Genomic DNA, 13,561 nt, shown 5'->3' with positions numbered 1-13,561 from the left:
CCGGGGCGCGGGTTAGCCTCGACGGGTGAGCGACACCACCCACTACGACCTGGTCATCATCGGCAGCGGCTCGGGCAACGCACTCGTGACGCCTGACCTGGAGTCGCGCCGCACCGCCGTGATCGACCGGGGCAGCGGCAGCGAGCACGCCTTCGGCGGCACCTGCCTCAACGTGGGTTGCATCCCGACGAAGATGTTCGTCTACGCCGCCGAGGTCGCCCACACCGTGCGCGACGCCGGGAGGTTCGGGATCGACGCGACCCTGGAGGGGGTGCGCTGGCGCGACATCCGCGACCGCATCTTCGGGCGCATCGACCCCATCAGCGAGGGAGGCCGCGACTACCGCCGCGACGCCGACCACACCGAGGCCTACCTGGGCCACGGCCGTTTCGTCGGCGAGCGCGAGCTGGAGGTGGAGATCACCCTCCCCGGCGGCCGCCACGAGGTCGGCAGCCGGCAGCGTGTCTCCGGGGACCAGGTCGTCATCGCGACCGGCGCCCGGCCGCGCGTCCCGGACGTGGTCGCGCGCTCCGGCGTGCCCTTCCACACGTCCGACACCGTGATGCGCATCGACGAGCTCCCCGCCAGCATCGTCGTCGTCGGCGGCGGGGTCGTCGCTGCGGAGTTCGCCCACGTCTTCTCCGCCCTCGGGGTGCGCGTCACCGTCGTCACCCGCACCGAGCGGCTGCTGCGCGTCCTGGACGCCGAGCTGTCGCAGGCCTTCACCGACCTCGCACGCGAGAAGTGGGACGTCCACACCGACGCCGAGCCGGTGGCGGTGCGCGGTGGCGGGGACGGGGTGCGGCTGGACCTCGCCGACGGCACCTCGGTGACCGGCGAGCTCCTGCTCGTCGCGACGGGCCGCAGGCCCAACAGCGACGACCTGGGCCTGGACGTGGGCGGCGTGCGGGTGCGCGAGGACGGTCGCGTCGAGGTCGACGAGCACGGGCGCACCAGCGCCGCGGGCGTCTGGGCGCTCGGGGACGTCAGCTCCCCCCACCAGCTCAAGCACGTCGCCAACCACGAGGCGCGGGTCGTCGCGCACAACCTCCTCCACCCCGGCTCGCTGATGTCCTTCGACCACCGCCACGTGCCGGCGGCCGTCTTCAGCGACCCGCAGGTCGCCACGGTCGGGCTCACCGAGCAGCAGGCGAGGGACGAGGGGTATGACGTGACCGTCAAGACCCAGCGCTACGGCGACGTGGCCTACGGCTGGGCGATGGAGGACACGACCAGCCTCTTCAAGGTGGTCGGCGACCGGCGCACCGGGCAGGTCCTGGGGGCGCACGCCATCGGTCCCCACTCCTCCAGCCTCATCCAGCCGGTGATCCAGGCCCTCAGCCTGGCTGGTCCTGCCGGCCCACCCACGGCGCACGAGCTGGCGCGGGGCCAGTACTGGATCCACCCGGCGCTCTCCGAGGTGCTCGAGAACGCGTTGCTGGGCCTGGACGTCGCCCCCTACGAGGACGTCACCGCCGGCTACGACCCCTCGGGCGAGGACGAGCAGCAGCCGGAGACTGTCGGGTCGGCGACGTAGCATGACCGGCATGTCCTCCGCGACCACGACCTCCCTCGACCACAAGGTCGCCGACCTCTCGCTCGCCGAGCGTGGCCGTCACCAGATCCGCCTCGCCGAGCACGAGATGCCCGGGCTGATGACGCTCCGCGAGCGCCTGGGGTCCCAGCGTCCCCTCGCCGGCGCCCGGATCGCGGGCTCGCTGCACATGACCGTGCAGACGGCCGTCCTCATCGAGACCCTCGTCGAGCTCGGCGCCGAGGTCCGCTGGGCCTCGTGCAACATCTTCTCCACCCAGGACGAGGCGGCGGCCGCCGTCGTCGTCGGCCCGGACGGGTCGCCGGAGGAGCCCCGGGGGGTGCCGGTCTTCGCCTGGAAGGGCGAGACCCTCGAGGAGTACTGGTGGTGCACGACCCAGATCATGCTGTGGCCCGACGGCGGCCCGAACATGATCCTCGACGACGGCGGTGACGCCACCATGCTCGTCCTCAAGGGTGGGGAGTGGGAGCAGCAGGGCGCGGTGCCCAGCCCGGAGCCGGAGGACCCCGAGGAGTGGAAGGTCATCCTGGAGACGGTCCGTGCCGGCCTGGCCGAGCACCCGACCCGGTGGGGCGACGTCGCCGCGGGCGTGCGCGGGGTGACCGAGGAGACCACGACCGGGGTGCACCGCCTCTACCAGCTCCACGAGGCGGGCCAGCTGCTCTTCCCGGCGATCAACGTCAACGACTCGGTCACCAAGTCCAAGTTCGACAACGTCTACGGCGTCCGGCACAGCCTCGTCGACGGCATCAACCGGGCCACCGACGTGCTCATCGGCGGCAAGGTCGCCGTCGTCTGCGGCTACGGCGACGTCGGCAAGGGCTGCGCCGAGGCGCTGCGCGGCCAGGGCGCCCGCGTCGTGGTCACCGAGATCGACCCCATCTGCGCGCTGCAGGCGGCCATGGACGGCTATCAGGTCGCCCGGCTCGACGACGTGATCGGCCAGGCCGACTTCGTGGTCACCGCCACCGGGTGCAAGGACGTGGTCACCGCCGAGCACATGCGCCACCTCAAGGACAAGGCCGTCCTGGGCAACATCGGCCACTTCGACAACGAGATCGACATGGCCGGGCTGGCCCGGGTGCCCGGGGTGCGCCGGACCGAGATCAAGCCCCAGGTCCACGAGTGGACGCTGCCCGCGGAGACCGTCGACGGGACGGAGCGACCGGAGCGCTCGTTCATCGTGCTCTCGGAGGGCCGCCTCCTCAACCTGGGCAACGCCACCGGGCACCCCAGCTTCGTGATGTCGACGAGCTTCACCAACCAGGTGCTGGCCCAGATCGAGATCTTCACCCGGCCGCAGGACTACCCCGTCGGCGTGCACACCCTGCCCAAGGCCCTCGACGAGGAGGTCGCGCGACTGCACCTCGCCTCGGTCGCGGCCCACCTCACCGAGCTCACCAAGGACCAGGCCTCCTACCTGGGGGTCGACGTCGCCGGCCCCTACAAGCCCGACCACTACCGCTACTGAGCACCAGAAGGGAGCTGTCGCCGTGACCGCCAGCATCTTCGTCGTCGACGACGACCAGGCGCTCGCCGAGATGCTCGGCATCGTGCTGCGCAAGGAGGGCTACTCCGTGGCCACCTGCGCCGACGGTGGCCGGGCCATCCCGCTGTTCCGCGAGCTGCGCCCCGACCTCGTGCTGCTGGACGTCATGCTGCCCACCCTCGACGGCGTCGAGGTGTGCCGCCAGCTGCGCCAGGAGTCGGGGGTGCCGATCGTCATGCTCACGGCCCGCACCGACACCAAGGACGTGGTGGCCGGGCTCGAGGCGGGGGCCGACGACTACGTGGTCAAGCCGTTCAAGCCGCAGGAGCTGCTCGCGCGGGTCCGGGCGCGCCTGCGCCGCGTGGACGCCACCGACGACGGCCGCCTCCAGGTCGGGGACGTGCTCATCGACGTCGCCGGCCACGAGGTGACACGGGGCGGCGAGCCCATCTCGCTCACCCCCCTGGAGTTCGACCTCCTCGTCGCGCTGGCGAGCAAGCCCAGCCAGGTCTTCGACCGCGAGTCGCTGCTCGAGCAGGTCTGGGGCTACCGCCACGCCGGCGACACCCGGCTGGTGAACGTCCACGTGCAGCGGCTGCGGTCCAAGATCGAGAAGGACCCCGAGAATCCCCAGATCGTGGTGACGGTGCGTGGCGTCGGTTACCGGGCCGGTCATCCCTGACGGGAGGCCCGTCGCGCCTCCCCAGGGAACGGCGAGCGTCGGGCCTCCCGACATCGCCAGGGTCCGTCCGGCCGCCACCCGTGCGCACCCGGTCCGGTCGGGCCGCAGCGCCGTCGGACGCTGGTGGCACAGCTCGCTGCGCACCCGGGTGGTGACCACCACCGTGCTCCTCGGGATGGCCATGGGCGCGCTGCTGGGCTCCCTCCTCTACCAGCAGATCGCCAACGGCCTCGTGGCGCAGGCCGTCGACAGCGCCCAGCGCGACGCCGCCCAGCAGGTCGCGCTCGCGCAGGAGGCCATCGACTCCACGGACCGCCGCGACGACTCCGCCCTCAACGCCGCCGCCAACGACCAGGTGCTGTCGATGGCCGGCACCAGCGCCGAGCTGGGGCGTCAGGTGCTGCTCCTGCCCGCCCTCGACAACGAGCGCGGAGCCATCGTCCAGACCATCGCGGTCGGGGTCAGCGCGGACGACCTCCCCGTCGGCCTGCAGGAGGCGATCGAGACCGACCCCGAGAACCAGCAGGTCGTGGTCGTGCCGGTGACCCTCGTCGACCGCGAGGACGCCATCACCTCGGTCGTCGTCGGTTCGCGGATGAGCCTGCTCCGGGCGGGGGCCTACGACCTGGTCCTCGTCTACCCGATGGTCCGGGAGGAGGAGACCCTCGACCTCGTGCGGCAGCTGTTCGTGGCCGCCGGGACCGGCCTCGTCCTGCTGGTCGGCGGGCTCGGCTGGCTCGCGACGCGGATGGTCACCCGGCCGGTGGAGCGCGCCGCGGCCGTGTCCCAGCAGCTGGCCGCCGGCCACCTGGACGAGCGTCTGGCCGTGGAGGGCACCGACGAGCTCGCGCAGCTGGCCACCTCCTTCAACACCATGGCGGACTCCATCCAGCTGCAGATCCGCGAGCTGCGCTCCCTGTCCCAGCTCCAGCAGCGCTTCGTCTCGGACGTGTCCCACGAGCTGCGCACGCCCCTGACCACCATCCGGATGGCCGGTGAGGTCCTGCACGCCTCACGGGAGGACTTCGCGGAGCCCGTGGCCCGCTCGGCGGAGCTGCTGCAGCAGGAGCTGGACCGGTTCGAGGGTCTGCTCACCGAGCTGCTGGAGATCAGCCGCTTCGACTCCGGGGCGGTGACCGTGGAGCGGCACCCCGAGGACCTCGTCACCCTCGTCCAGGACGCGGTGGACGGGGTGCGCACGCTGGCCTCGGAGGCGGGCTCACCGCTCGAGGTGCGGCTCCCCGCGGACGGACGGCCGCTACCCACGCTGGTGGACGGGAGGCGGGTCTCGCGCGTGCTGCGCAACCTGCTGGCCAACGCCGTCGAGCACGGGGAGGGCCGGCCGATCACCGTCACCGTGGCCGCTACCGACCAGGTGGTGGCCGTGTCGGTCCGCGACCGGGGGATGGGGCTGGACGAGGAGCAGCAGGCGCGGGTGTTCGACCGGTTCTGGCGCGCCGACCCCTCGCGCCAGCGCCGCACCGGGGGCACGGGCCTGGGTCTGGCCATCGCCCTCGAGGACGCCCGGGTGCACGGGGGGTGGCTCCAGGTCAGCGGCCGCCCCGGCGAGGGCGCCCGGTTCCGGCTCGTGCTGCCCCGCTCGCTGGCCTACGTCATCGCCGAGGCGCCCCCGCTCGCCGACCCGGTCAGCGGGGAGCCGATCCCCGACGACCAGGTCCCACCGGTGGTCCTGGCCCTCGCCACCCGGGAGGAGCTCCCATGACCACCCACCGCCACCGCACGGGGCGTGGCCTCTGCGCCCTGCTGGCCACCGCCGTCCTGGCGGGCTGCTCGGGCACCCTGCCGACCGACCCGCTGCCGCGGGCAGGGCTGCCCGTCGACGTCCAGCCCCGCCAGGACGTGCAGCGCGTCCTGCCCCGGCCGGAGGCGGACGCCTCGGTCACCGAGATCGTGCGCGGCTTCCTGCGCAGCAACGTCGGGTTCGCCGAGGACGACGACGTGGCGCGTGACTTTCTCACCGCCGCCCTGGCCAGCGAGTGGGTCCCGACGAGCAACGTCCTCGTCCTGGACGGCAACCCCGAGATCACCACGGTCGAGCCGGGCGTGGTCTCCGTGACGGCCCGGGTGAGCGGCAGCATCGACGCGACGGGTCGGCTCACCGAGCTGCCCGCCGGCTCGACGACCACGGAGACGTTCCGGCTCACGCCGATCGACGGACAGTGGCGGATCTCCGCGTTCCCGGAGGCCTTCGGCCTGTGGCTGTCCCGCTCGGACCTCGACCAGGCCTTCCGGTCCAGCACCGTCCTCTACCTCAACCCCACGCTGGGTCTCTTCGTCCCCGACGTGCGGTGGCTGGCCGAGGGCGAGGGTCTGCCGACCTCGCTCGCGCGGGCCCAGCTCGCCCCCGTCCCGACGCACCTCGAGGGTGCGGTGGTGACCGGCGGGGCCGGCGACGGACGCCTCACGGTCGCCGCCGTGCCCGTGGACCCCGAGACGCAGGTGGCCACCGTCAACCTGCAGGGTGCGGGGATCAGCGAGGACGCCGAGCGGGTCGCCGCCCTGCGGGCGCAGCTGGCCCACTCCCTCCTGGCGCTGGGGGGCATCCGCGGGGTCGACCTCCGCCTGGCGGGACGCAGCCTCGACCCCGGCGGGACCGTCACCGCGAGCACCGACCTCGGCTACAGCGACGTCCGCCGCAGCGTCGACCGGGCGCTGCTGCGGGTGCAGGACCGCCTGGTCGTCATCGACCCCACCCTGTACGACCTGCGTAACGCCTCGGCGGACGTGCCCGTCGACCTGCCGACCGTCCCGATCTCCTGGACCGGCCTCGCGGCCTCCCCGTCCCTCGACTCGCTCGCCGCGGTCTCCGTCGACGGGACCGAGCTGTGGCGCTGGCACGACGGTGAGGAGAGCGTCAACCCCGGCGTCGGGGACGACCTCACCCACCCGACCTTCGACCCGCACGGCCTGATCTGGGTCGCCGGGGAGGCGCGCGGGGGTGAGGCCGCACGCCTGTGGTTCGTCGACTCGACGGACGTCGACGCCGTCGCCCGGCCCGTCGACGTCCCCGATCTCGACCCCTCCGAACGGGTCCGCGCGTTCCGGGTCTCGCCGGACGGCACCCGGGCGCTGCTCGTCGTGGGCCCGGACGGGGAGGAGGACCGCGGCCGCCTCCTGGTGGCAGGCATCGTCCGCGACGCCGCCGGACAGCCGACCGCTCTGGCACCACCGGTGCCTGCGGCACCCACGCTGACCTCGGTGACGGCAGCGCACTGGGGCTCGGCCACCGAGCTGGTCGTCACCGGGCGACGAGCCGTCGACGAGTCCCCGCTCGGCTTCCGCGTCCCTCTCGGCGGCTGGCTGCGTCCCCTCGGGGAGCGGCAGGGGCTCGACGAGGTGCTGGCCGTGCCGACCGGCGAGGGGTACTCGCCGGTGGCGCGCACCGAGGACGGCCGCTTCCACACGACCGAGGGGTCGAGCGGCTGGTACGACGCGCGCAACGGTGACGAGCTCGTCATACCCGGGTCCTGACCCCGCGGTGCACCCGCGCCTGCGGGAGCACCCGCCTGTGGACGGGGCCGGCCGTCCCGGCCCGTCGTCCCGCACGCTGGGGGTATGCCGTGGCGCCCGTGGGAGGACGTGCTCGCCCTGGTGGAGCTCGCGGCCCCGACCGCCTGCGCCGGGTGCGGCGCTGCCGGCGTGCGCTGGTGCGTCGGGTGCGACGTGCTGCTGGCAGTGGCGGCCAGCCGGGCAGGACCGTGGTCGCCGACCCCGCGCCCGCCGGGGATGCCGCCCACCTGGTCGGCTGCCGCCTACGCGGACGAGGTCCGGGCCGCGGTCGTCGCCTGGAAGGACGGCGGACGGGCCGACCTCACCCCCGTCCTGGCGCCGGTGCTGCGTGCGGTGCTGGCCGCGGCCCTGGACGGGTCGCCCGCGCACCGCGACGCGCTCCGCACGGGTGGTCGCGTGCTGCTGCTTCCCGCTCCCTCCGCCCGGGCGAGCACCCGGGCCCGGGGCGAGCACCGCGTCCTCACCCTGACGGGTGCCGCCCTCAGGGGGCTGCCGCGGTCCGGTCTCGTCCGGGTGGACGGTCTGCGGCTCGTGCGCCGGGTGGCCGACCAGGCGGGGCTCGGGTCCCGGGCCCGCAGCGCCAATCTCGCCGGAGCCGTGCGGGCGCGACCGGCCCTGGTGCGCGTACTGGAGGGCACGCCCTGTGTGGTCGTCGACGACGTCGTGACCACCGGTGCGACCCTCGTCGAGTGTGCCCGGGCGCTGCGCGAGGCGGGGGCCGGCCCGGTCGTCGCCGCGACCGTGGCGGCGACGCGGCGGCGGGGGCGGGGTGACCTCCCACGACCGGGGGGAGCCGACTAGTGTGGGTGCATGGAGCCCCTTGCCGACGCCGGACGGGGGTGAGGCCGGACGATCTAGGCGCCACGCCAGACGCCGTTACGCATCCTCACCCCATCTAGCTGGAGGACTCAATGGAACTCATCGTGACCGGTCGCAAGAAGGATGTCACCGACCGCTTCCGCCGCCACCTCGAGGAGAAGCTCGACAAGATCCCGCAGCTGGCCCCGCGCGTGCGCCGCACGGAGGTCGTGCTCACCCACGAGGCCAACCCGCGCCAGGTCAAGGAGGCCGAGCGCTGCGAGATCACGTGCTACGTCTCACGCACCGTGGTCCGGGCGGAGGCCGCCACCGACGACGAGTACTCCGCCCTCGACCTGGCCATGAGCAAGCTGACCGAACGGCTGCGCCGGCTGCACGACAAGCGCCGCGTCAGCCACACCGGCAAGAACCGACCCCCCTCCGTCGCCGAGGCCACCTACGGCCTGCCCACGGAGTCCCTGTCGGACGGTGGCGACCAGACCGCCGCACCCACCAGCGAGGAGGCGCTCGACGCCGCGCTGGAGACCCGTGGCAACAGCCCCATCGAGATCCGCGAGAAGCTGCACGCCTCGAGCCCCATGACCGTGGGCCAGGCGCTGTCCCGGATGGAGCTCGTCGGTCACGACTTCTTCCTCTTCCACGACGTCGACACCGACCGCCCGAGCGTCGTCTACCGGCGCCGCGGCTGGTCCTACGGCGTGCTCCGGCTGGACGTCGACGGTGATGCGTCCGGCGACCTCGACGAGGACGCGGAGGCCGTCGCCTCCTGAGTCGTCGTCGCTGCGGGCCCGTCACCTCATCGGGTGGCGGGCCTGCCGCTGTCGGTGGTCTCTGCCACAGTGGGCCGCATGACGACGCGGCCCACGATCAGCCTCGCCCAGGCCCGACGCACGGCGCTCGCGGCCCAGGGCTTCGCGGACCGTCGGCCACCGCCCGGGGCCGCCACGATGAGGCATCTCTCCCGTGTCGTGGACCGGGTCCAGGTCGTCCAGATCGACAGCGTCAACGTCCTCACCCGCAGCCAGTACCTGCCCTTCTTCTCCCGCCTCGGTCCCTATGACCCCGCGCTCCTCGACGGTGCCCGCGACGGCACCTCGTCCAGGGGCCGCACGGCCCGCCGCCTCGTGGAGTACTGGGCGCACGAGGCCTCCCTCGTCCCGCCCGCCACCTGGCCGCTGCTGACCTTCCGGATGGAGGCCGCCCGGGAGCGGGGGTGGAGCGGGTCGGTCAGCACCAGTCATCCCGGGCTGCTGGAGGCGGTCAGCGACGTGATCGTCGAGCACGGACCGCTGACCTCGCGCGAGGTCGAGGCGCACCTGCCGCACGGGGCGGACCGGGGGAGCGCGGACTGGGGGTGGAACTGGTCCGCGGTGAAGAACTGCCTCGAGTACCTCTTCTGGGTGGGGGACATCACCTCGGCCGGGCGGAGCTCCTCCTTCGAGCGCAGGTATGCCGCACCCGCGGCGGTCTTGCCCGCCGAGGTCGTCGCCGCCCGGGATGCGGCACGGGACGCCGACCCGCAGGAGGCGGTGACCGAGCTGATCAGGCTGTCGCTGGTCGCCCACGGGCTGGGCAGCCAGCGGTGCCTGGCCGACTACTTCCGGGTGCGGGGGCCCAGGGTGGAGGTCGGCCTGCAGGAGCTGGAGCGACGGGGGCTGGCCGAGCGCGTCCGGGTCCGGGGCTGGGACCGGCCGCCGCTCTGGCGGGACCCGGCGGCTCGTGCGCCGCGGCGGGTGCCCGGTGCGGCCCTGCTCAGCCCCTTCGACTCGCTGATCTGGCAGCGGGAGCGGACCGAGGCGCTCTGGGGGATGCGCTACCGGCTGGAGATCTACGTCCCCGCCCCGCAGCGGGTGTTCGGCTACTACGTGCTGCCCTTCCTGCTGGACGAGCAGCTGGTGGGTCGCGTGGACCTCAAGGCCGACCGGGCCAGTGGTTCGCTCCTCGTGCGCTCGCTCCACTGGGAGGAGGGCGTCGACCGGGTGGCGGGGCATGCCGCGCTGACCGGGGAGCTGGAGGCGATGGCCTCGTGGCTGGGGCTGGACAGGGTCGACTTTGCCAAACCGTGACCTACCGTTCATGGACCGGTCGGCCGTCCATCTACCCATCCGTCCTCCGGGCGCCTAGTGTCGGATGCGTCCCCCCGTCCCACCCGAAGGACTCATGCTCATGACCCGTTCCCCCCGCCGTCGGGCCGGGGTCGCAGCCGCCGGAGCAGCGTCGCTCCTCGCCGGCCTGCTGGCCCCCGTCGCCCTGGCGTCCGTCGCGACCGCAGCGGCCTCCGACCTCATCATTTCCGAGTACGTCGAGGGCTCCTCATTCAACAAGGCCGTTGAGCTGTATAACGGTACCGGCGCACCTGTCGACCTGTCTGCATACACGTTCAGGGTCTTCTTCAACGGAGCATCGGCCGCCGGCCAGACCGTCCCGCTGAGTGGGACTCTCGCAGCGGGCGATGCCTATGTCATCGTTGACGCTGGTGCGTCGCCGGCGCTCCTTGGTATGGCGGACTTGACGCTACCGACGGGGCTCTGGAATGGCGATGACGCCCTCACCCTGAGCAAGGGCGACCTCGTAGTGGACTCCTTCGGTCAGGTAGGGGTCGACCCCGGCACCCGTTGGGGCGTTCCCCCCACCTCCACGCTGGATTCCACGCTGCGGCGCCAGGCGGACGTCTGCGCCGGCGACACCGTGGCGAACGACGTCTTCGACCCAGCCCTGGAGTGGGACGGCTTCGCCACCGACACGTTCGACGGGCTGGGCGCCCACACCGCGGACTGCGGTGACACCGAGCCCGAGCCGACCGCCGTGGTCATCAACGAGTTCTCCGCCAGCACGACTGGCACCGACGTCGAGTACCTCGAGATCCTCGGCTTCCCGAACACGGACTATTCCGGCCTTTCCGTCCTCTCGATCGAGGGTGACAGCGGATCGCCGTTCGGCGCCGTGGACCGCGTCATTCCGCTGGGCACCACCGACGTCGATGGCCGACTTCTCGTCAACCTCGCAGCCAACGACCTGGAGAACGGCACCATGTCGCTCCTCCTGGTCGAGGGGTACGACGGCAGGGTGGATGTCGACACCGACAACGACGGCGCTATCGACGCCGGGGTCACCGTGCTGGACAGCGTCGCTGTCCACGACGGCGGCGTGGGTGACCTGCCGTACGGCGACACAGTGCTCGGCGTTGCCTATGACGGACTGTCCTTCGCGCCCGGCGGCGCCTCGCGCATCCCCGACGGCACCGACACAAACTCGACGTCCGACTGGGTCCGCAACGACTTCGACCTCGCGGGCATCCCCGGCCAGACCGGAACGCTCGTCGAGGGTGAGGCGGTCAACACCCCGGGCACGGTGAACACCACCGAGCTCGAGGAGCCCCCCGTCGACCCGGGCGTCTGCGGCGAGGATGCCACCGCTATCGGCGTGGTCCAGGGTTCGGGCGCGACAAGCCCCCTGGTCGGCCAGACCGTGACCGTCGAGGGCGTCGTCGTCGGCGCTTTCCAGGGGCTCGGCTCCTATGACGGCTACTACGTCCAGGACGCCGGAGACGGCGACGACGCCACCTCCGACGGCATCTTCGTCTACGCACCCGGCGGTGCGGACGTCGCAGTCGGCGACCGCGTCCGTGTCGCTGGCACGGCCGCTGAGTTCTTCGGGCTCACGCAGATCAGCCTGGTAGCGCTCGTGGACTGCGGAGAGGGCATCGTGCCCGAGCCGCTCCCGGTCACCCTTCCGCTGGATGAGGAGCCCTACGAGGGCATGCTCGTCACCTTCACGCAGGACCTGGCCATCCTGGAGTACTTCGACTACGGCCGCTTCGGCGAGATGGTCCTCGGATTCGGCGACGAGACCTTCCGTCAGCACCAGCCCACCGCGGTCTACGAGCCCGGTTCGGCCGCGGCCGAGGCACTGCTGGAGTTCAACGGCGCGCACCGCATCACCCTGGACGACGGGCTCGGTATTCAGAACCCGGCGGAGCTGCGTCACCCGAACGGTGACCCGTTCGCGCTCGACAACACGTTCCGCGGCGGTGACACCGTCTCTGACGTGACGGGCGTGCTGGACTACCGCTTCGACCTGTGGCGGGTGCAGCCCACCGAGCCGGCGACGTACCAGGCGACCAACGCCCGCCCGGAGGTCCCCGAGGTCGGCGGCACCACGACTGTCGCGTCCTTCAACGTGCTCAACTACTTCACGACGCTCAACAGTCGCGGAGCCAACGACGCTCTGGAGTTCGAGAGGCAGCAGGCCAAGATCGTGGCCGCCATCACCGCCATGGACGCGGACGTGGTCGGTCTCATCGAGATCGAGAACAACGGTGACGTCGCCGTCGGCAACCTCGTCGACGCGCTCAACGACGCTGTCGGCGACGACCGCTGGGCGTTCATCTCCACCGGGCCGATCGGCACCGACGTCATCACCACGGCGCTGATCTACCAACCGGCCGAGGTCACGCCGGTCGGCGAGTACGCCGTGCTCGACGCGAGTGTGGACCCACGGTTCGACGACGACGAGAACCGGCCTGCCCTCGCGCAGACGTTCGAGGACAACCAGGCGGGCGGGCAGGTCACCGTGGTGGTCAACCACCTCAAGTCCAAGGGCTCGGCCTGCGCCGGCGACCCGGACACCGGCCAGGGCAACTGCAACCTGGTCCGCGCCGCCGCTGCCGACGCGCTCGGCGACTGGGCCAACGCCGACCCGACCGGGACGGGCACCGACAACGTGCTGATCATCGGTGACCTGAACTCCTACGACAAGGAGGACCCGATCGACGAGCTCAAGGCGGACGGCTACACCGACCTGCTGCTGCAGTGGCAGGGCGAGTACGCCTATTCGTACGTCTTCGACGGGGCGCTGGGCTACCTGGACTACGCGATGTCGAGCGCCGCCCTCACCCCTCTCGTCACCGGCGCGGAGGCGTGGGCCATCAACGCGGACGAGCCGAGCGTCCTCGACTACGACATGTCGTTCAAGCCGGACGCGGTCGACGCGATCTACGCACCTGACGCGTTCCGCTCCAGCGACCACGACCCGATCCTGGTCGGGCTGAACCTGGACGCGATAGCTCCCGAGCTGACCGTCGTGGCCGAGCCGCCGCACATCTGGCCGGCCAACGGCAAGTGGCGCAACGTCACCACCGTGGTCACGGTGAGCGACGACATCGACGCCGACCCGACCGTCGTCCTGGTCGGTGCCGAGGCCTCGGGAGGCGGGGAGGTCGAGGTCCTCTCGGACACTGAGTTCCGCGTGCTGGCGGTGCTCGGGGTGACCTACACCTTCACCTACGAGGCCACGGACGCGACCGGCAACACCACGACGGAGGTCGTGACGGTCACGGTCGCCAAGCCGGGCAAGGGTCAGCCCGGGGCGGGTCCTCGCTGACCTCTGAGTCCTTGACCTGACGCCGGTGGCCGGGTCCCGCGAGAGCGGGGCCCGGCCAGCGGCGTGCCCGACGGACCCGTCCGAGTCACCCTGCAGACCCGTC

The 13,561-nt window shown here is 72.4% G+C and carries 9 protein-coding genes; all 9 read left to right on the top strand.

What is annotated here, in order from left to right:
* The first annotated feature begins 25 nt into the window (after positions 1-25).
* The 9 genes from D4B81_RS09920 (at position 26) to D4B81_RS09880 (ending at position 13,458) form a co-directional block, all read left to right on the top strand.
* Positions 26-1,537: a mycothione reductase gene (locus D4B81_RS09920; RefSeq protein WP_122262330.1), complete on the top strand. Its 1,512-nt coding sequence runs from the start codon at positions 26-28 to the stop codon at positions 1,535-1,537.
* Positions 1,538-1,547: 10 nt separating this feature from the next.
* The gene (ahcY, locus tag D4B81_RS09915; protein ID WP_122262481.1) at positions 1,548-3,026 is read left to right on the top strand and encodes an adenosylhomocysteinase; all 1,479 of its coding nucleotides are present in this window, start codon (positions 1,548-1,550) and stop codon (positions 3,024-3,026) included.
* Between the two features lie 22 nt (positions 3,027-3,048).
* Positions 3,049-3,726 (top strand): MtrAB system response regulator MtrA, encoded by a 678-nt coding sequence (gene mtrA, locus D4B81_RS09910; protein WP_122262328.1) that lies wholly within the window; start codon positions 3,049-3,051, stop codon positions 3,724-3,726.
* Positions 3,695-5,449, top strand: coding sequence for an MtrAB system histidine kinase MtrB (gene mtrB / locus D4B81_RS09905; RefSeq protein WP_122262326.1), 1,755 nt, complete (start codon positions 3,695-3,697; stop codon positions 5,447-5,449). The genes mtrA and mtrB overlap by 32 nt, the downstream gene beginning before the upstream one ends.
* Positions 5,446-7,218, top strand: a complete 1,773-nt coding sequence (locus D4B81_RS09900) for an LpqB family beta-propeller domain-containing protein (protein ID WP_122262324.1) — start codon at positions 5,446-5,448, stop codon at positions 7,216-7,218. The genes mtrB and D4B81_RS09900 overlap by 4 nt, the downstream gene beginning before the upstream one ends.
* Before the next feature lie 84 nt (positions 7,219-7,302).
* A complete protein-coding gene (locus tag D4B81_RS09895) occupies positions 7,303-8,058 on the top strand; it encodes a ComF family protein (protein WP_122262322.1) in 756 nt (251 codons plus the stop codon).
* A 110-nt stretch (positions 8,059-8,168) separates the two neighbouring features.
* Positions 8,169-8,846, top strand: coding sequence for a ribosome hibernation-promoting factor, HPF/YfiA family (gene hpf, locus D4B81_RS09890; protein ID WP_122262320.1), 678 nt, complete (start codon positions 8,169-8,171; stop codon positions 8,844-8,846).
* Between the two features lie 78 nt (positions 8,847-8,924).
* The gene (locus tag D4B81_RS09885; RefSeq protein ID WP_122262479.1) at positions 8,925-10,142 is read left to right on the top strand and encodes a winged helix-turn-helix domain-containing protein; all 1,218 of its coding nucleotides are present in this window, start codon (positions 8,925-8,927) and stop codon (positions 10,140-10,142) included.
* A gap of 64 nt (positions 10,143-10,206) precedes the next feature.
* A complete protein-coding gene (locus D4B81_RS09880; RefSeq protein WP_337189872.1) occupies positions 10,207-13,458 on the top strand; it encodes an ExeM/NucH family extracellular endonuclease in 3,252 nt (1,083 codons plus the stop codon).
* Positions 13,459-13,561: the final 103 nt, after the last annotated feature.

This window comes from Ornithinimicrobium cerasi (assembly GCF_003702705.1).
Lineage (GTDB): Bacteria > Actinomycetota > Actinomycetes > Actinomycetales > Dermatophilaceae > Ornithinicoccus > Ornithinicoccus cerasi.
Note: the sequence above shows the minus strand (reverse complement) of the source record. Positions and strands in the feature narration are given on the sequence as shown.

Excerpts from the sequence above, each read along its gene's own strand:
- D4B81_RS09885 (WP_122262479.1), top strand. The coding sequence starts at position 8,925 with ATGACGACGCGGCCCACGATCAGCCTCGCCCAGGCCCGACGCACGGCG.
- D4B81_RS09880 (WP_337189872.1), top strand. The coding sequence starts at position 10,207 with ATGCGTCCCCCCGTCCCACCCGAAGGACTCATGCTCATGACCCGTTCC.
- D4B81_RS09895 (WP_122262322.1), top strand. The coding sequence starts at position 7,303 with ATGCCGTGGCGCCCGTGGGAGGACGTGCTCGCCCTGGTGGAGCTCGCG.
- hpf (WP_122262320.1), top strand. The coding sequence starts at position 8,169 with ATGGAACTCATCGTGACCGGTCGCAAGAAGGATGTCACCGACCGCTTC.
- ahcY (WP_122262481.1), top strand. The coding sequence starts at position 1,548 with ATGTCCTCCGCGACCACGACCTCCCTCGACCACAAGGTCGCCGACCTC.
- D4B81_RS09900 (WP_122262324.1), top strand. The coding sequence starts at position 5,446 with ATGACCACCCACCGCCACCGCACGGGGCGTGGCCTCTGCGCCCTGCTG.